The organism is Microvirga sp. KLBC 81, from assembly GCF_003075415.1.
Lineage (GTDB): Bacteria > Pseudomonadota > Alphaproteobacteria > Rhizobiales > Beijerinckiaceae > Microvirga.
Map to the genome: position 1 here is coordinate 100,548 of NZ_QDAH01000012.1, position 17,615 is coordinate 118,162.

The window sequence follows — 17,615 nt, forward strand, 5'->3', positions numbered from 1 at the left end:
TCTTTCTAGAGGAGCGCATCGTTCGAAGCGGAACCGGAGATCCGCGTCAGCGAAAACCGGATCCACTTTTCCGCCTGATGCGCTATGGTCGCGCCGATTTTGTTTTCTGATGAACGCCTGAGGTTCAGTGCATGGCGATTGCAAGCATGACCGGCTTTGCCCGCGAGGCCGGTGTGACCGACTCCTACCAATGGGCCTGGGAGATCAAGACCGTCAACGGACGCGGGCTCGAGATCCGCGTGCGCACGCCATCCGGCCTCGACGCCATCGGCGAGGAGGCGCGCGGCCAGATCCTCAAGGCTCTCAGCCGTGGCCAGGGCCAGCTTAATCTTTCGCTCTCCAGGACCTCCTCCGCGCCGAAGCTGCGCGTCAACCAGGAGGTACTGCAATCGCTTCTCTCCGCCATCGGCGGCCTGACACTGCCGGACAATGTGGAGCCGGCCTCCCTCGATGGGCTTCTTTCCGTCCGGGGTGTCGTGGAACTCGATGAGGATATGATCGATCCTGCTCAGGACGAAGCGCTCGCGGCAGCACTCAGGGGCGGTGTGACCAAGCTCATCGAGGCATTGAGATCCGCGCGGCGGAAAGAGGGCTTGGCGCTTGCCGGCGTTCTGAACCAGCAGCTCGATACCATTGCTGCGCTCGTGACCGATGCGGAAGCCTGTCCCGCCCGCCAGCCGGAGGCCATCCGCGCGCGCCTCGAAGCACAGATTGCTGAGCTTCTCGACGGCAAGGCGTCTCTCGATCCGGCGCGCCTGCATCAGGAGGCTGTGCTCATTGCCGCTCGCGCCGATATCCGTGAGGAGATCGACCGCTTGCGCGCCCACGTGGATGCCGCGCGTGCGCTGCTCAAGGAAGGCGGGCCGGTGGGACGCCGTCTCGATTTTCTGGCGCAGGAATTCGGCCGCGAGGCGAATACCCTGTGTGCAAAGGCCAATGATGTGGCTCTTTCACGGATCGGTCTTGAATTGAAGGCCGTTATCGAGCAATTCCGCGAGCAGGTTCAGAACGTGGAGTGATGCGGTGAGCCAAGATCCGAAGCCCCTGGTCGGCCGTCGCGGCCTCATCCTCATTCTGTCCTCACCCTCCGGTGCCGGAAAGACCACGCTCACCCGCAGCCTCGTGGAAGAGCAGGCAGGCGTTCTCTCGATTTCCGTCACCACGCGCCCCAAGCGCCCCTCCGAGATCGAGGGAAAGCACTATCACTTCATCGATGTGGAAGAGTTCAAGGCGATGCGCGATCGCGATGAACTCCTGGAATGGGCCGAGGTGCACGGCAACTTCTATGGCACACCGCGCAAGCCGGTGGAGAAGACTCTCGCTGCCGGCCAGGACATGATCTTCGACATCGACTACCAGGGCACCCGTCAGGTGCGTGAGAAGCTGCCCGACGACGTGGTGACCGTGTTCATCCTGCCGCCGAGCTTCAAGGAGCTGAAGGCCCGTCTGGAGCGCCGCGCGGAGGATGCGCCCGAAGTCATCGCCAAGCGCCTCGCCAATGCCCGTGTCGAGATGGAGCGTTGGATCGAATACGACTATGTGATCGTCAACGAGGATCTCGGTCGGTCCTTCCAGAGCCTCAAGGCCATCCAGGCAGCCGAGCGCCTCAAGCGCGACCGCCTCGTGGGCCTGCAGGAGTTCGTCGACGGACTGCTCTCGGAGAAGGTCGGCTAAAGCATCGGACCCACAAGTGGATTTGCACTTTTGGGACCCATCCAATGCTTTCTCCTTCAATGAGAGCATCGTTGAGTGCGGAAAACCGGATCCACTTTTCGCTGACGCGGACCTTCGGTTCCGCACGATGCTCTAGGGTCGGCTCGTTATACCAGCGCCAATCCGTTCCGGCGCTCGTGACGGGCGAAGGCGTGGCCGAGCAGCACCTCCATCAACTCCCGCTGGGATAGGCCGCCGGCTTCCCAGAGCTTGGGATACATGCTGATGGCCGTAAATCCTGGAAGCGTGTTCACCTCGTTGACGAAGAGGGTCTTTTCCCGGTTCGGGTCGACGAAGAAATCGACCCGAGCCAGGCCTTCGCAGCTCAAGACCTTGAAGGTCTCGATGGCGAGATCCTGGATCTTTCGCGCCTGCTCGGCTGAGAGTTCTGCTGGAATGCGCAGCAGGGCGCCGTCCGCATCGATGTACTTCGCATCATAGCTGTAGAAACCGTGGCTGCTCGCAGGCATGATCTCGCCGAGCAGGGAGGCACTGACCTCGCCGGAGGCATCCTCCAGCACGGAGCATTCGATTTCCCTGGCACCCGTAATGCTTCGCTCCACGAGCAGTTTTCCGTCATAGCGGAAGGCGCGCTCGCAGGCTTGTCCGAACTCGCCTGCGGACGTCGCGCGCGATACGCCGACGGAGGAGCCCATATTGGCGGGCTTGACGAAGAGATCGGTGGTGCCGAGCGCGTCGACGGCGGCCTGATAGTCCATTTGATTGCGCTCCGTCAGGGTCAGGAACGGCACCACGGGAATGCCGCTGTCGCGTAACAGACGCTTGGCGACATCCTTGTCCATGCTGGCGGCGGAGCCCATCACGCCGGAGCCCACATAAGGAACATTCGCAAGCTGCAAGAGGCCTTGAACCGTTCCATCCTCTCCGTTCGGCCCATGGAGAACCGGAATGATGGCATCGAGCCGAAGAGAGCCGGGGGAGACTTTGCCGCCGAGGACGATCATCTCGCCATTGCCGCCAGGAAGGAGCGCGACCTGCGGCGCGCCCACGGGGATCTCGAGCGATCGCACGCCTCTGCCGGCACCATTGCCGGTGTCGCACAAAAGCCAGCGCCCATCCCGGTCGATGCCGATCAGGACGATATCGTAGCGCTCAGCGTCCAGGGCGCGGAAGACATTGGCAGCCGACAGCTTGGACACCTCATGCTCCGCAGAGCGGCCACCGAAGAGAAGTCCAATGGTCTTGCGTGGTTGTGTCATGCGCTCCTCCCGTCACAGCCGGTCAGAGGCTGCCGAAACCATCTCATCATTGGGATGGCGAGGTTAAGGTCTCCTGAAGAGCGAGAGGAGGTTCGTCAACGCCGCGCCGCGTCGAACGCATTGGCGAGAGCGACGTAACCTTCCACGGGCACGTTCTCGGCGCGGATCGTTTCCTCAAGGCCTGCAGCGGCGATGATGGAGGAGGGATCGGGCGTTATCGCCTTCAGGCTCTGGCGCAGCATCTTGCGGCGCTGGCCGAAGGCTGCGCGGGTGACTGCTTCCAGCGCGCCGATGCGGCAGGGCAGAGGCGAGGCCTTGGGTGTCAGATGCACGATACTTGATGTGATCTTCGGCGGCGGCACGAAGGCCGAGGGCGGCACGTCGAAGAGAATGCGCGCATGCGTGCGCCAGCCGCAGAGCACGCCAAGCCGCCCGTAATCTTTCGGATCGTCCTCGGTTGCGACAATGCGCTCGGCCACCTCGCGTTGGAACATGAGGGTCAGCGAGGCCCACCATGGCGGCCAGTCCTCGCCCGCGAGCCAGCCGGTGAGCAGGGCCGTTCCCACATTGTAGGGAAGGTTGGAGATGATGCGCACCAGGCCGTCGCCGACCATGGGGCGCGGGTCGAATTCGAGCGCGTCGGCCTCGATGACTTCCAGGCGTCCCGGATAGTAATCGGCAATTTCGGCAAGCGCAGGCAGGCAGCGGCTGTCGCGCTCGATGGCGATGACCTTCTTGGCGCCCGCTGCCAGGATGGCGCGGGTGAGGCCGCCCGGACCGGGGCCGACCTCGATGACCGTGGCGTCTTCGAGAGGCCCGGCGGAGCGGGCGATGCGGCTCGTGAGGTTGAGGTCGAACAGGAAATTCTGGCCGAGGGACTTCTTGGCCATCAGGCCGTGAGTGCGGACGACCTCGCGCAACGGGGGAAGGTTGTCGATCTGGCTCATAGCTTCTTCGCCCCTGCGCCGAGGCGCGCTGCCAGCTTGATCGCAGCCATGAGGCTGTCGGGACGCGCGATGCCTTGGCCTGCAATGTCGAAGGCTGTGCCGTGATCCGGTGATGTGCGCACGAAAGGCAGGCCCAGGGTCACGTTCACCGCCTCGTCGAAGGCGATGGTCTTGATCGGGATCAGGGCCTGGTCGTGATACATGGCAAGCGCCGCATCATAGCTCTTGCGGGCGCGGGCATGGAACATGGTGTCCGCGGGAAGAGGGCCGGATGCCGCAATGCCCTCGGCCTGCAATGTGGCAATAGCCGGGGCGATAATCGCTTGGTCCTCCGTGCCCATGGCACCATTCTCGCCGGCATGCGGATTGAGACCGGCGAGAGCGAGACGGGGATTGGCGAGACCGAACCGCTCCTTCAACTCCCGCGCTACGATCCGCCCCGTCATAACGATCAGCTCCGTCGTCAGAGCCGAAGGCACAGAGGAGAGGGGGATGTGAACGGTGACGGGGATTACAGCGAGCTCTTCGCTCCAGAGCATCATCACCGGATGGTACGTGTTCCCATCCTGTGCTGCGAGAGCCGCCAGAAATTCCGTATGTCCCGGATGCCGGAAGCCCGCATCGTAGAGCACATGTTTGGCAATCGGATTGGTGACAACGGCGCTGGCTGTACCGCTGCGCACAAGGCGCACCGCCGTCTCGATGGATTCGATCACGGAGGGAGCGGAAGCCGGATCCGGCTTGCCCGGATCTGCGGATACTTTCGCCTTCAGCGGAATGACCGGGAGCGCCTGAGAAAAGGCGGAGGACGCCTGCGCGGCATCCACCGGCATGATGGGAACAATCCAACCCTGTGCGCTTGCAACACGCTCCAGATGCGCGGGATCGGCCAGAACCGCGAAAGGAGGGAGCCTCTCCTGATCGCGCTGGAGCCAGGCTCGGAGGGTCAGTTCCGGCCCGATGCCGGCCGGGTCGCCCTGGGTCAGGAGGAGAGGGCGCTCAAGCCCGGCCACTAGTCCGCGATACCTTCTTCGGAGGAGTCGCCGGCAATGCGCTGGCTGATCGTGGCCTCGCCCAGGGTCCGCAGCTCAAGGCTGAGCATGACCGTGTGGTTACGATCCTTCTCACCCGAACTGGTCGAGATGGAGCGTGGTGTCATGATGTACTTGACCGACAAGGTCGTGCATTCGTCGATATAGCCCACACCGAGAGACATGGAGCTGACATAGGCACGATCCAGACGGTTGTAGACCGCCGTCTCCGGGTCGGTGGCGAGCGCCAGCTCATAGGTCTCCCGGGCAAGCAGATAGCGGTCGAGATCCAACAGCACCGAGCCTGTCACGTACCAGTTCGGGGTCAAGTTCCAAGTGGCGGCTCCGAGCAGGCCTTCGCGACGGCGTGTGAAGCCGATATCCGGCTGAGCCTCATAGCGGGCGTAGGTCAGTGAGGTGGAAAGCGGCAGGTAGGGATTGAAGTTCGCCCGAACGCTCGCCTCGATCCTGTTGACGTTGAAATCCTCCTGATCGAACCGCGCGCGAGTCATGAAGGCGAAGTTCCTGTTCGGAGAGACTTGGACGCGGCCAACATAATCGGAAGCGCGGGTATCCAAGCCGGAATCAAGGCCCACATTGGCCAGATCGCCCTGGCGGAACGAGTTGCGCCCGGCCACCTGATAGGACTGACCGAACAGCGCGTTAGCGTAGAAGTCGTTGGCGCCCGTGACGGTGTATTGCACGCCGAGATTCGCGCGGACGCCGCCTTCTACGCGGTCATAGCCGGAGAACTTGTCCCAATCAAACAGAGACGTGTCGTCGAAGACCAGGCTCTGCGCATCCTCGTTGGGAAGATGGCCGATCCTGGTTTCATTCGGACGGGCGATGATCTGCGCGATCGGCTCGATAACTTGACGCCCCGAGGTGCCGAGGTCGGCAACGAAGGGATAGCGGTATTCCAGACCGGCGGCCGGAGTCGCGCGGAAGAGATAATCGTCGTCGCCCCCGAGATAATTGCCCAGGTTGGCGTTCTGATAGCCGTCCAAATCCGGAGAGACCCAGAAGTTGTCGGCCCGCACATAGGCGAACGGCGTCCAGACCTGGCCGACGGGGTCGATGAACTCCCGGCGCCAGGAGGCGGTAATCGAGGCACGGGACATCGTGCCGCTGGCACCACGCACCAAGCAGCTTTCGGGATCGAAGATCACGCAGGTCTGGTAGATGCTGTAGGTGGTCTTGTTCGCAGCTGTCAGCGGCTCGAACTGGGCCGCCTCCCGCGACAGGCTCGTCAGATTGACGTTGATGCCGAACTCACCGCCCAACGCAGACGGAGTGACCCGCTTGTCATAGTCGAGGACCGGATGAACGACCGGCTGCTGCTTCTGCCAGTCTCGGGTGGACAGGCCCTGGAAGTAGTAGCCGCGCAGGTCGAAGAACGAGCGGTCGCCCTGACCCTGCAGATAAAGGGTCGAGATCGATTCCTTCAGATAGAGGGAGCTGATGCTCTCACTGCGGATGTTGTAATTCTCCAGGAACCATTTGTCCGACACGAGCGTGATGTCCCAGCCCCATTTCCAGCGCTCGTTCAGGTAGAACTGACCTGCGGTCTCGATCGAACCGCGGAAATCGCGATCTCCCGGACCACGAGGGCTGGGGAGGAAGGCGTCCGGATCCTGCTGCGAGATGCCTGCCACGCGGATGTTGTAGGCGCCGGTCTCAAGCCGGTGCCGCCACTCGGCCTCGCCAAGAACACCCTGGCGGGTCAGGAAAGTGGGGGCGATGGTCAGATCGTAGTTCGGGGCGATGGCCCAGAAGAACGGGATCGATACCCCGAAGCCCAAGGTATTCGAGGTCACATAGCGGGGCGCAAGGAAACCGGTCTTGCGCTTAACGGTCGGATCCGGTGTCCAGAAATAGGGCAGATAGGCAACGGGCAGGCCGAGAATTTCGAGGGTCGCGTCCTCGTAATAGATCGTCTGCTCGCTGTTGTTGTGGATGATCCTGGCGGCCTTGACCTGCCAGAGCGGCGGCCGCTCCGGGTTGTCCTTACACGGCTCGCAGGCCGTGTAGGTGCCGCGCTCGAAGGTGGTCGTCTCGCCCGCAGCGCGCTCTGCGCGAGGCGAGGAGAAACGGGTCGTAACCGTCCGGCCGTTCTCGACCGTGGTCTGGACCACCCGGAGCGAATCGATGAAGCCGTTCTTGAAATCGTCCGTCAGCTCGAAGCGGTCGCCGGTGACGACCGCCCCGCTGGCATCGGTGAGACGGGCATTGCCCTCGGCATAGACGCGGCCGGTGTTCCGGTCATAGGTGACGCGGTCGGCCTGAAGCGTCCGGCCCTGGTAGTTCATCTGGACGTCGCCGGCTGCCGAAATGGTGTTCCGGTCGTTGTCGTAGATGATTTCCTTAGCATCAACGAGGAGCCGATCCCCGTTCTGATTGGCTTGGAGACGGGAGCCGATGGCCTCGTTAAGGGACTGGGCAAGCGCAGGCATCGATCCAGCGGCACACAGAAGCGCCGCTGCGATCGCAGACGTTGCGACCGTTGCCTTGAGCCGATGCATCCCCACTTCTAAACCCTACGCCCTTTATGTGAGGACGGGTTAGCCGTCCTCTTGGTATAATAATGCCAAGGTCCCTAATAGACTGCCTACTACAGCAGGGAACCAGGCCGCAACAATCGAGCTGATGATGCCCGAAGCTCCAAGCTCCGCCATTAGCTCCGTGGCGACATAAAGCATGAACCCGGCAGCGACGCCACCCAGAACCATCGTTGCTACACCACCAAATCGAAAGAATCTTAACGATACGGATGCGGCCACGAAAACCATGGCGATGAAAAGCAGGGGACGGGCCAGGAGAATGTCGTAGTGAAGCCGGTAGGCCGTGGTGTTCATGGCCGCCCGTTCCATCCGCTGGATGGTCTCCCGCAAGTCCCAGAAAGGCACGGAATCAGGAGCGATGAAGCTCTGTCTGAGCTGGGAAGGCTGAAGGTGGGAGGCGATTAGGTACCGGTCGTGAGATTCGGGCTCTTCTGTTACCGAAAGGACACGGGCTTCCTTCAGCTCCCAGAATCCCTCGTGAAGGGTCGCTTCCTTGGCCTCGATTCGATGCGTGAAGGCGCCATCCAGATCGAATGTGTAAACGGTTACGCCGACCAGGGTTGCCGTATCGGTACGGGATCCATCCGCCCGGAGGACCGCATGCCCGTCCTGGCTCTTCTGCCGCAACCAGATGGTTTTGCCCGAAGTCTGAGTGGTGCGTGAGAAAATCCTGGTTTCCAGGGTTGCGGCCCGCTGCTTCAGGTGGGCCGACATCGGGTTGTAGATGATGACGGACCCAATACCGATCAGGAGCGCCACGAAAAGGCCGGGCTGCAGGAATTGCCAGGCGGAGATGCCGGCGGCACGCGCCACCACCAGCTCGAGCTTGCGACTGAGCTGCAGGAGCGCGGCCATGCTGCCGAAGAGAATGGCGAAGGGCATAACCTGCTCGGCAATCGCGGGGGTGCGGAACAGGGCGAGCTGGGCAACGATCCCTGTCGTCGCCTGCTCCGCATCGCCTGCGCGGCGCATCAGCTCGACGAAATCGAGGGTATAGACGAGGGCAAATACCGTTGCGAAGACGATGAAGATCGTCTTGATGAACTGGCGCGCAAAATAGAAACCGAGCGTCCGGCCGATCAGCATGCTCAAACCCCCTGAGTGGCCGTCTTACGCGACGGGCGCAAAGCCAGGAGAGTGGAGCGGATCCTGGCATTCAGGGATCGGATCTTTGCACCCTTGAAAATCAGCAGGAGGCAGACGGCGACTCCACCCAGAGGAACGCCATAGATGGCCACTATGGCCAAGGGTGTCCGGGCCACGGCGCTGGAGGCGGCAAAGCCCAGAACCCGGAGCACCACGACCGCCGCGATGGCGGTCGCAATGGCAAGGCCACGCCCCTGCCGGGTCGTTCGCGCTTCGCCCAAAGCGGCGAAGGCAATCGCCATCATGGCAAGGGGATAGAGCCAAGCCGAGAAGCGATCGTGAAGCTCGGCCCTGAACCGGCCCGTCTGGACCTTGTAAAGGTATTCGTTCTTGTCGGGGAACAGGAGCTGCATAGTGCTCCGCTCGCGCGGCTTGTAGACGATTTCGTTGTTCTCCTGGTTGAAAGCGGCCAAGTCGACGGCATAGCGCTCGAAGGCGACGATGGACGAGTCGCGGCTCTTGGGATCCTTGCGCTGCACGCTGCCCTTCTCGAGCACGAGATAGGCCTGTCCGTTCTGTTCGACGGTCTGGCCGCGCTCGGCGAGATAGACAATGGGCTTCGCCTTGTCGCGCTGGTCTTCCATAAAGATGCCGAGCAGGGCATCGCCCGCGCGCTCGCGGTAATGAAAGGTGATGCCGTTATCCAGGGTGATGAACTGACCCTCCTTGGCCATCGACGCCACGAAGTCAGCCCTGATCCGCGTGAACAGCATTCGCATTTCCTGGAGGCTTGCCGGCATCAGGTAGAGGGAGATCATGCCCACCACGATGCTGATGAAGGTTGCCAGTGCGATGAAGGGGCGCAGCAGGCGCTGCGGAGCCATGCCGCCCGCGCTCATGACAATGAGTTCGGAATCACCGTTCAGCTTGTTGAGTGTATAGATCGTCGCCATGAACAGAGCGACAGGCGCGATGACGCTGATGAGCGCCGGCAGGGAGAGACCCGTCACCGTCAGGAAGATAAGGATCGTCTGACCCTTGCCCGTCAGAAGATCGAGCTCGCGCAGGGCCTGCGTGATCCAGATAACGCCCGTCAGGGCGACCAGGCACGCGGCAAAGCTGCTGAATGCGATTTTCAGGATGTAGCGTTCGAGAAGTGTCATGAAGCCCTTCGCCCCCGGGCGCGAAGGCCCAGGGTTACCTTGTCGCCCGGTGTTAAGGCAAGACGGGCGTTTTCAACAGCCCGAGATTGCGCCTATTTCACGGCGGGGCCCGGCATGCCCTATATGAAGGCGGTCAGCGGAGCAGGGGCGTCCCAAGTCCAACGCCCGCACAGTCCAAACCAAGAGGATTTCATGGCCGACAGCTTCAAGATCGACTTCCAGCCGCACGGCAAGGTCGAGTCCGGCGATCTGATCGTTTTCGTCGGGGATAATCTCAAGCCAACACCTGCGGTTGCAAAGCAGATTGGCTCCAAGGCCGTCGATCTTATCGTCAAGGCTGCGGCTGCGGAGAACTTCAAGGGCAAGCCCAAGTCCGCCATGACCATCGTGGTGCCGAACGGCCTGACGGTCGATCGCCTGATCGTGATCGGCGTCGGGGGCGAGAAGGACCGGAAGGATGTGGATTTCGTCCAGCTGGGTGGCCTGATCTCCGGCAAGACCAATGGCAAGACGGCAACCGCCGTGCTCGACCTTCCAGGCATCGAGGTCTCGCCCGAGTCGGTGGCCGACATTGCGCTCGGCGTCCAGCTGCGCCGCTACAGCTTCGACCGCTATAAGACCAAGAAGGACGACAACGAGCAGAAGGGCATCGCCCGTCTCGTCCTGAGCGTGGCCGATCCGGCTGCCGTGAAGAAGGTCTACAAGGCCCGCGATAGCGTGCTGCAGGGCATCACGCTCGCACGCGATCTCGTCAACGAGCCGCCGAACGTGCTTGGGCCCCAGGAATTCGCCGCCCGTGCTCAGGCCCTTACCAAGCTCGGCGTCGAAGTCGAGATTCTTGATGACAGGGCCATGAAGAAGCTCGGCATGGGCGCTTTGCTCGGCGTGGCGCAGGGCTCCGCGCGCGGCGGGCGCGTCGCCATCATGCGCTGGAACGGCGGCAAGGCGAATGACAAGCCCATCGCCTTCATCGGCAAGGGTGTGGTGTTCGACACCGGCGGCATCTCGATCAAGCCGGCGGCCGGCATGGAGGATATGAAGGGCGACATGGCGGGCGCGGCCTGCGTGGTTGGCCTCATGCATGCGCTTGCGGCCCGCAAGGCGAAGGCGAACGTGGTCGGCGCCATCGGCCTCGTGGAGAACATGCCCGACGGCAATGCCCAGCGACCCGGCGACATCGTCACCACCATGTCGGGCCAGACCATCGAGATCATCAACACGGACGCGGAAGGCCGCCTCGTGCTGGCCGATGTGCTCTGGTACGTGCAGGACCGCTTCAAGCCGAAGTTCATGATCGATCTGGCGACGCTCACCGGTGCGATCCTGGTGGCTCTGGCGCAGGAATATGCTGGCCTGTTCTCGAACAACGACGAACTGGCCGAGCGTCTCACCGCTGCCGGCAAGGCGACGGGCGAGCGCGTGTGGCGCATGCCGATCGGGCCGGAATTCGACAAGATGATCGAATCCAAGTTCGCCGACATGAAGAACACCGGCGGCCGCTTCGGCGGTTCGAGTTCGGCGGCAGCTTTGCTCCAGCGCTTCGTCAACGATACCCCCTGGGCGCATCTCGACATCGCGGGCACCGCCATGGGCTCGCCGCAGACCGAGATCAGCCGCGGCTGGGCTTCCGGTTGGGGCGTGCGTCTTCTCGACCGTCTCGTGCGCGATCACTACGAGGGTTGAGGGCAAGATGGGCAAAGGATTTCGCCGTGAAGAACGTCATCCCGGGGCCGCATCAGCGGAGCTCGGGATCGCCGGACGAGAGTGGCGCGTGATCCTGTCAACGATCCCGGATCTGCGCTACGCTCCGTCCGGGATGACGATAAGATAATGGCCGAGATCCTTTTCTACCATCTTCAGCAACAGCCCCTTGAGGCGGTGCTGCCCACGCTCCTGCAGAAAACACTGGAGCGTGGCTGGCGCGCAGTGGTGCAGGTGACCACCGAGGAGCGCATGGCTGCGCTCGACGATCATCTCTGGACCTTTTCGGACGAGAGCTTCCTGCCGCATGGCACGGACCGCGAGGCCCATGCGGCGGACCAGCCGATCCTGATCACATTGAGCGGCGACAACCCCAACGGCGCCGCGATCCGCTTCCTGGCGGAAGGGGCAAGCCTGCCGGAGGATATCGGCTCCTATCAGCGCATCGCCATTCTCTTCGACGGCAACGACGTGCAGGCGCTCGCCACTGCGCGCGATCAGTGGCGGGCGGTGAAGGAGGGTGGCCACGATGCGACCTATTGGCAGCAGGACGATTACGGCCGCTGGCAGCGCAAGGCGTGAGCAAAACACGAAGTCGTCATCATCCGAACGCTTGCAACCCTTCTCCGGCTCTCCAGTTTCCCGAAGGCCATAAGGATAAAAGCCATGCTTCGCGCCTTCCGTCTGCTCACCTCAGCCGCTCTCTGTCTATTGTTGGCCATGCCTCTCGCGGCCTTGGCACAGGAAAGGCCGCAGCAAAACGAGCAGCAGGAGGCACGCAGGCCACGCCCCGAGCCTCAAACGCAGGCGCTTCCCCCGGAATCGGTAACACGCCATACGCTCGAACTGCCGGGACGGACGCTCCGGTTTACCGCAGCAGCGGGGCATCTGACGCTCACCGATCAGCAGGGCGCGCCGCAGGCTGAAATCGGATTCGTGGCTTACACGAAGGATGATGCCGCTGTCGCATCGCGGCCGGTGACTTTCGCGGTGAATGGTGGGCCGGGAGCATCCTCTGCCTATCTCCATCTCCTTGCCGTCGGCCCCTGGCTGTTGCCGCTCGATGGCCCGGCCATCAGCCCATCGACCTCGCCGGCGCTCGTGCCCAACGCGGAGACCTGGCTCGACTTTACGGACCTTGTCTTCATCGACCCGCCTGGCACCGGCTACAGCCGCGTGATCGGTGGCGATCAGGTGCGGGAGCGGTTCTACTCCGTTCAGGGCGATATCGACGGGTTGGCCGCCTTCGTCACGCGCTGGCTTAAGGAAAAGGGCAGGCTGACCTCGCCGAAATTCTTCGTGGGTGAAAGCTACGGCGGTTTTCGTGGGCCGCTGCTGGCGCAAAAGCTGCAGAGCGATCAGGGCATCGGCTTCAGCGGTCTTGTGCTCGTTTCGCCGGTCTTCGACTTCGACTGGCTCGATCAGGGGGCAGGAGCGCCGTGGGTCAATGCTGCGCGCCTGCCGTCGCTGGCTGCCACCGCACAATCGCGCAATGGACCGGTGTCGAGGGAGAGCCTTCGCGAGGCTGAGGCTTACGCCTCCGGCGAGTACCTTGTCGATCTCATGCGCGGTCTGCAGGACAGAGAGGCTGTCGAGCGCGTGAGCCGCCGCGTGGCCGAACTGAGTGGGCTCGATCCCGAACTGACGCGGCGTTTGGCCGGCCGCATCGATATGCGCACGGTCCAGCGGGAGTTGCGGCGCGCCTCATCCGAGATCGTCAGCGCCTATGACACCAATGTCGCGACCGCCGACCCCAATCCCACGAGCCCGGCTCCTCGTTTCGAGGACCCGGTCCTCGATGCGATGACCGCGCCCTTGTCGAGCGCCATCATCCATCACATGATTGACACGCTGAACTACAAGGCGGAAGGTCGCTACAACCTGCTGAACGGTTCCCTCGGCGGCTCCTGGCGTTGGGGCAACGGGCGGAGCGGGCCTGAAAACCTCGAAGAGCTGCGGCAGGCACTGGCGCTCGACGGCAAGATGCGCGTGCTCGTCACCCACGGCTTCACCGATCTGGTGACGCCGTATTTCGCCTCCAAGCTGCTCCTCGATCAGCTTCCCGATCTCGGTCCCCGGAAGCGTGTTGCTTTGAGTGTTTACGAAGGCGGCCACATGTTCTATTCGCGGCAAGCGTCGCGGCAGGCGTTCCGCACGGACGTGCAGCGGCTCTTTGAAGAAGCCCTGCAGGCCAGGGCCGCCAACGGGGATTGATCAATGCGTCTGAAGGTCTTGTCGTGCGTGGCTCTCGCCGCCTTGAGTCTGTCCGCCTGCAACAGCACGAGTTCCGCACCGCCTGTTGCCGCGCCTGTTGCGCCGGCACCCATGGCCGCGGCTCCGTCAGGTCCGACCTTCGACGGCCCTCTGCTCGGACCTGATGGGCGCTGCACCGGCCCTTCGACCGGCACCGCCGCCGTCATCGAGCCCGGCATCAGCGAATGCGATCTCGTGCACCTCAAAGGCAAGCCCGCGACGGACGTGCTCGTCGGCGAAAGCGGCAAGGGCCAGCGCGAGGTGCAGGTGCTCTATTCCGAGCCCGGCGGACGCGAGCTGTATTTCTTCGTGAACAACCGGCTCGATCGGATCGCGAAGCCGTAAGCCCAACCCTCATGCCCGCACTTGATTCGGGCATCCACGCCTTGTCGGCGAGATCCATGCGTTCCTGATCGACACGAGTATCTCCGCCGGTTCGGCCCGTATCTTCTAAGGCTCTGTCGCTCTTGCAGGGGATTTCAGACTCGGTCCTTCGCCCGCAGCCTCCCGCGAATGGGCAGGAGGCCGATGAGCGTCAGCACCGTGAAGGCAGCTCCGGCCACGAACGTGCCCTGCGGACCCACCTTGTCCCACAGCGCGCCTGCGATCACGCTCGCGGCCAGAAGCGCAAGGCCGGTCACGAGGTTGAACATGCCGAAGGCTGTGCCACGCAGTTCGGGCGGAGCGCTGTCGGCGACGAGGGTTGAGAGGAGCCCCTGCGTGAAGCCCATGTGAGCGCCCCAGAGCACCACGCCGAGCGCAATTCCGGTAAGGCCGGGCGCGAAGGCGAGAACCACATCGGCAGCGAAGAGAAGGCCTAAGCCGATGGTGAGGATCGTGATCCGATCCGTGCGATCGGAGAGCGCACCCGCCGGATAGGCCGAGAGGGCATAGACCACGTTCATGATCACAAGCACGATGGGCACCAGCGCCACCGGTACGCCGGAGGATTGCGCGCGCAGGATGAGGAACGCCTCGCTGAAGCGCGCGAGCGTGAACACGGCGGCGACCGCCACCACCCACCAATAGGTTGCGCCCAACCGCACGAGTTCTGACGGGTGCAGCGGCATGCGCACTTTCCGCAATCCTTCCGGACGCTCCGGCTCCTGAACGGCAAACACGATCAGGGCGAAGGAGAGAAAAGCCGGGATCACGGCGACCCAGAAGACGGTCGTGAAATGATTGGCCGTCAGCCACATGAGCCCGATGGCGAGGAACGGGCCAATGAAAGCTCCCACCGTATCGAGGGATTGGCGCAGGCCGAAGCTCGCGCCGCGCAAGTGCTCCGGGCTGATATCCGCAATCAGCGCATCGCGAGGCGCTCCGCGAATACCCTTGCCGATGCGGTCTACGAACCGCGCGGTCACGAGCCAAGCAACGGAAGGAGCCAGGGGAAAGATGGGTTTCGTGAAGGCGGCGAGGCCATAGCCGAAGGCCGCGAGAAACTTGCGCTTGCCGAGCCAGTCGCTGAGCGCGCCGGAAAACACTTTCGTGATCGAGGCGGTAGCTTCCGCAATGCCCTCGATGATGCCGACGGTGAGCGTCGATGTGCCGAGCGCCGTGACAAGGTAAACCGGCAGCAGGGCATGGATCATCTCGGAGGAGACATCCATCAGCAGCGAGACGAAACCGAGCGCCCAGATGCCGGCGGGGATCTCCTTCCAGGATGCTCGCGCTATCGCCTCGTCTTGCTTTTTCAACATCGTTGCAAAGGTCTCCGCTGATTTCCCTCCCCCTTGTGGGGAGGGCCAGGGTGGGGGGTGTGAGCGATAGCCCGTGAAGGTCCGGCGCTTACACCCCCGCCTCCATCTCCTCCCCACAAGGGGGAGGAGGGCTTCCAGCGCGAGGCATATTAGTTATGCACCTGCCATTTCGATCTCGCTGCTCACGGTCAGCCATTCCTCCTCAAGGGAGGCGAGCGTGTCCGCTGCCTCGGCGCGCATCTTCGAAAGCTCGGTTGCCTTCGCAGGATCCTTCAGGAAGGCGGAGCCGTCGGCGAGCGCCGCGTCCACTTTCCCGATGGCCTCATTGAGCTTTGCCATCCTGGCTTCGACCGCTTCCAGCTTCTTGCGCAAGGGAGCAAGCGCTGCGCGCTTTTCTGCGGCGGCGCGGCGTTCATCGACCTTGGATGCGGTCGGCGCCTGCGGCTTGTCGTTCTGCTTTTGCGGATCGAACTCGCCCGACAGCACAAGCTGGCGGTAATCGTCCATGTCGCCATCAAAGGGCTTCACCGTGCCGTTGCCGACGATCCAGAGACGCTCGGCGCAGGCCTCGATCAGGAAGCGGTCGTGGCTCACCAGGATGACCGCGCCGGTATAGTCGTTGATGGCTTCCATCAGCGCTGTACGGCTGTCGATGTCGAGATGGTTCGTCGGCTCGTCGAGGATGAGCAGGTGAGGGCCGTTGAAGGCCGCCAATCCCATGAGCAGGCGCGCCTTCTCGCCACCGGAGAGCGTGGAAACGGGCGTATCCGCCTTAGCGCCCGGAAAGCCGATCTGCGCCGTGCGTGCGCGGATCTTGGCGACGGGCATGTCGGGCATGCGCTCGGCCACGTGATCGTAGGCGGTCGCCTTCGGGTTCAGCTCGTCGAGCTGGTGCTGCGCGAAATAGGCGACATCCATGCGGCTTGGCGTACGCATCTCGCCCTTCACGGGCTCGAGCCTGCCGCCGAGGAGCTTACAGAAAGTGGATTTGCCGTTGCCGTTGGAGCCGAGCAGCGCGATGCGGTCGTCCGGTGAGACCGTGAGATTGAGGCGGTCGAGCACGATGCGCTCGCCATAGCCGACGGCTCCGCGTTCCACCGTGATGAGCGGCGGCGCGGCAGGGCGCTCGGGGCCCGGCAGGTTGAAGGGCAGCACGTCGTCTTCGACGATGGTGGCGACGGGTTCGAGCTTGGCGAGCCGCTTCACACGCGATTGAGCCTGACGTGCCTTGGAGGCCTTGGCCTTGAAGCGGTCCACGAAGGCCTGGAGGTGCTTGCGCTCGGCCTCCTGCTTTGCCGCCATCTTCGCCGTCAGTTCGCGCTTTTCCGCGTATTGCCTGGCAAACGACGTGTAACCGCCGCGATAGATCGTGAGCTTGCCCCGGTCGAGATGCAGGATGTGGTTGACGCAGGTATCGAGCAGCTCGCGGTCGTGGCTGATGACGAGAACCGTGTGCGGATAGCGCCCCAGGTAATCGTAGAGCCAGAGAGTGCCTTCAAGGTCGAGATAGTTCGTCGGCTCGTCGAGAAGCAGCAGGTCGGGTTCGGTGAACAGCACGGCGGCAAGCGCCACGCGCATGCGCCAGCCACCCGAGAAATCCGAGCAGGGGCGTTCTTGAGCTTCCGCATCGAAGCCGAGGCCGTGGAGGATCGCGGCTGCGCGCGAGGGGGCAGAATGCGCACCGATGTCAGTGAGCCGCGTTTCGATCTCGGCACGGCGGATGCCGTCCGCGGTCTCGGCCTCAGCGAGAAGGGCAGTGCGCTCCTTGTCGGCGGCGAGCACCACGTCGATGAGGCGCTCAGGGCCACCCGGAGCTTCCTGGGCCACGGCGCCGATGCGCATGCCGCGGGGCAGGGTGATGCTGCCGCTCTCGGTGGCGAGCTCGCCCTGGATGATCTTGAACAGGGTGGTCTTGCCCGCGCCGTTCCGCCCGACGAGCCCCACCTTGCTGCCCGTGGGCAGGTTGAAGGAGGCATGGTCGAGGATCAGCCGGTCGCCGATGCGATAGGTGAGATCATTGACGTGGAGCATGCCGCCTTTTGGCCTGCGAAAAGGGCGCTGGCAAGGTGTTGACGTTGCGGAAGTTTGCTTGGGCTTTTCCCTAACGTGATTTAGGTATGGATTCACGACGTAACGAAAAGTCGATGGGGCCTAAGATGTCAGCCGATCATGGATCCTTTGCCGCGCCTGCCCTGGATGTCGGGCCGCTGCTGGAGCGCTTCAAGGCCCACCAGGCG

General features: G+C 63.2%; 14 protein-coding genes. 6 read left to right on the forward strand and 8 right to left on the reverse strand.

Annotated elements, in window-relative coordinates; all coding sequences use genetic code 11:
* The first annotated feature begins 131 nt into the window (after positions 1–131).
* Complete coding sequence (locus tag DC522_RS11110) at positions 132–1,019, forward strand: YicC/YloC family endoribonuclease (protein WP_116528771.1); 888 nt, start codon at positions 132–134, stop codon at positions 1,017–1,019.
* 4 nt (positions 1,020–1,023) lie between these two features.
* On the forward strand, positions 1,024–1,674 hold the full coding sequence (gene gmk / locus DC522_RS11115; RefSeq protein ID WP_116528772.1) for a guanylate kinase: 651 nt from the start codon (positions 1,024–1,026) through the stop codon (positions 1,672–1,674).
* 146 nt (positions 1,675–1,820) lie between these two features.
* Here the strand turns inward: gmk and DC522_RS11120 are convergent, their stop codons facing one another.
* The 6 genes from DC522_RS11120 to lptF all read right to left on the reverse strand — a co-directional run bounded on the left by DC522_RS11120 (position 1,821) and on the right by lptF (position 9,721).
* Positions 1,821–2,933, reverse strand: a complete 1,113-nt coding sequence (locus DC522_RS11120) for a D-alanine--D-alanine ligase family protein (RefSeq protein WP_116528773.1) — start codon at positions 2,931–2,933, stop codon at positions 1,821–1,823.
* A gap of 95 nt (positions 2,934–3,028) precedes the next feature.
* Positions 3,029–3,880, reverse strand: a complete 852-nt coding sequence (gene rsmA / locus DC522_RS11125) for a 16S rRNA (adenine(1518)-N(6)/adenine(1519)-N(6))-dimethyltransferase RsmA (protein ID WP_116528774.1) — start codon at positions 3,878–3,880, stop codon at positions 3,029–3,031.
* Positions 3,877–4,893, reverse strand: coding sequence for a 4-hydroxythreonine-4-phosphate dehydrogenase PdxA (gene pdxA / locus DC522_RS11130; RefSeq protein ID WP_116528775.1), 1,017 nt, complete (start codon positions 4,891–4,893; stop codon positions 3,877–3,879). Before pdxA ends, rsmA begins: the two co-directional genes overlap by 4 nt.
* On the reverse strand, positions 4,893–7,433 hold the full coding sequence (locus tag DC522_RS11135) for an LPS-assembly protein LptD (protein ID WP_116528776.1): 2,541 nt from the start codon (positions 7,431–7,433) through the stop codon (positions 4,893–4,895). Before DC522_RS11135 ends, pdxA begins: the two co-directional genes overlap by 1 nt.
* Positions 7,434–7,472: 39 nt before the next feature.
* The gene (lptG, locus tag DC522_RS11140) at positions 7,473–8,558 is read right to left on the reverse strand and encodes an LPS export ABC transporter permease LptG (RefSeq protein ID WP_116528777.1); all 1,086 of its coding nucleotides are present in this window, start codon (positions 8,556–8,558) and stop codon (positions 7,473–7,475) included.
* 2 nt (positions 8,559–8,560) lie between these two features.
* Positions 8,561–9,721: an LPS export ABC transporter permease LptF gene (gene lptF, locus DC522_RS11145; RefSeq protein ID WP_116528778.1), complete on the reverse strand. Its 1,161-nt coding sequence runs from the start codon at positions 9,719–9,721 to the stop codon at positions 8,561–8,563.
* A 192-nt stretch (positions 9,722–9,913) separates the two neighbouring features.
* Here lptF and DC522_RS11150 point away from each other — a divergent pair, with 192 nt between their 5' ends.
* The 4 genes from DC522_RS11150 (at position 9,914) to DC522_RS11165 (ending at position 14,020) form a co-directional block, all read left to right on the forward strand.
* Positions 9,914–11,404, forward strand: coding sequence for a leucyl aminopeptidase (locus DC522_RS11150; protein ID WP_116528779.1), 1,491 nt, complete (start codon positions 9,914–9,916; stop codon positions 11,402–11,404).
* 147 nt (positions 11,405–11,551) lie between these two features.
* Entirely contained in the window at positions 11,552–12,004 is a 453-nt protein-coding gene (locus DC522_RS11155; protein WP_116528780.1) for a DNA polymerase III subunit chi, read from the forward strand.
* Between the two features lie 84 nt (positions 12,005–12,088).
* The gene (locus DC522_RS11160) at positions 12,089–13,636 is read left to right on the forward strand and encodes a S10 family peptidase (protein WP_116528781.1); all 1,548 of its coding nucleotides are present in this window, start codon (positions 12,089–12,091) and stop codon (positions 13,634–13,636) included.
* A 3-nt stretch (positions 13,637–13,639) separates the two neighbouring features.
* Positions 13,640–14,020, forward strand: a complete 381-nt coding sequence (locus DC522_RS11165; protein WP_116528782.1) for a hypothetical protein — start codon at positions 13,640–13,642, stop codon at positions 14,018–14,020.
* Between the two features lie 134 nt (positions 14,021–14,154).
* Here the strand turns inward: DC522_RS11165 and DC522_RS11170 are convergent, their stop codons facing one another.
* Together DC522_RS11170 and DC522_RS11175 are read right to left on the reverse strand one after the other, a co-directional pair.
* Complete coding sequence (locus tag DC522_RS11170; protein WP_116528783.1) at positions 14,155–15,378, reverse strand: MFS transporter; 1,224 nt, start codon at positions 15,376–15,378, stop codon at positions 14,155–14,157.
* A 153-nt stretch (positions 15,379–15,531) separates the two neighbouring features.
* Positions 15,532–17,409, reverse strand: a complete 1,878-nt coding sequence (locus DC522_RS11175) for an ABC-F family ATP-binding cassette domain-containing protein (RefSeq protein ID WP_116528784.1) — start codon at positions 17,407–17,409, stop codon at positions 15,532–15,534.
* Positions 17,410–17,615 lie beyond the last annotated feature (206 nt).

Coding starts and splice junctions, on each gene's coding strand:
- DC522_RS11110 (WP_116528771.1), top strand. CDS start 132: ATGGCGATTGCAAGCATGACCGGCTTTGCCCGCGAGGCCGGTGTGACC.
- DC522_RS11120 (WP_116528773.1), bottom strand. CDS start 2,933: ATGACACAACCACGCAAGACCATTGGACTTCTCTTCGGTGGCCGCTCT.
- rsmA (WP_116528774.1), bottom strand. CDS start 3,880: ATGAGCCAGATCGACAACCTTCCCCCGTTGCGCGAGGTCGTCCGCACT.
- DC522_RS11135 (WP_116528776.1), bottom strand. CDS start 7,433: ATGCATCGGCTCAAGGCAACGGTCGCAACGTCTGCGATCGCAGCGGCG.
- lptG (WP_116528777.1), bottom strand. CDS start 8,558: ATGCTGATCGGCCGGACGCTCGGTTTCTATTTTGCGCGCCAGTTCATC.
- lptF (WP_116528778.1), bottom strand. CDS start 9,721: ATGACACTTCTCGAACGCTACATCCTGAAAATCGCATTCAGCAGCTTT.
- DC522_RS11150 (WP_116528779.1), top strand. CDS start 9,914: ATGGCCGACAGCTTCAAGATCGACTTCCAGCCGCACGGCAAGGTCGAG.
- DC522_RS11155 (WP_116528780.1), top strand. CDS start 11,552: ATGGCCGAGATCCTTTTCTACCATCTTCAGCAACAGCCCCTTGAGGCG.
- DC522_RS11160 (WP_116528781.1), top strand. CDS start 12,089: ATGCTTCGCGCCTTCCGTCTGCTCACCTCAGCCGCTCTCTGTCTATTG.
- DC522_RS11165 (WP_116528782.1), top strand. CDS start 13,640: ATGCGTCTGAAGGTCTTGTCGTGCGTGGCTCTCGCCGCCTTGAGTCTG.
- DC522_RS11170 (WP_116528783.1), bottom strand. CDS start 15,378: ATGTTGAAAAAGCAAGACGAGGCGATAGCGCGAGCATCCTGGAAGGAG.
- DC522_RS11175 (WP_116528784.1), bottom strand. CDS start 17,409: ATGCTCCACGTCAATGATCTCACCTATCGCATCGGCGACCGGCTGATC.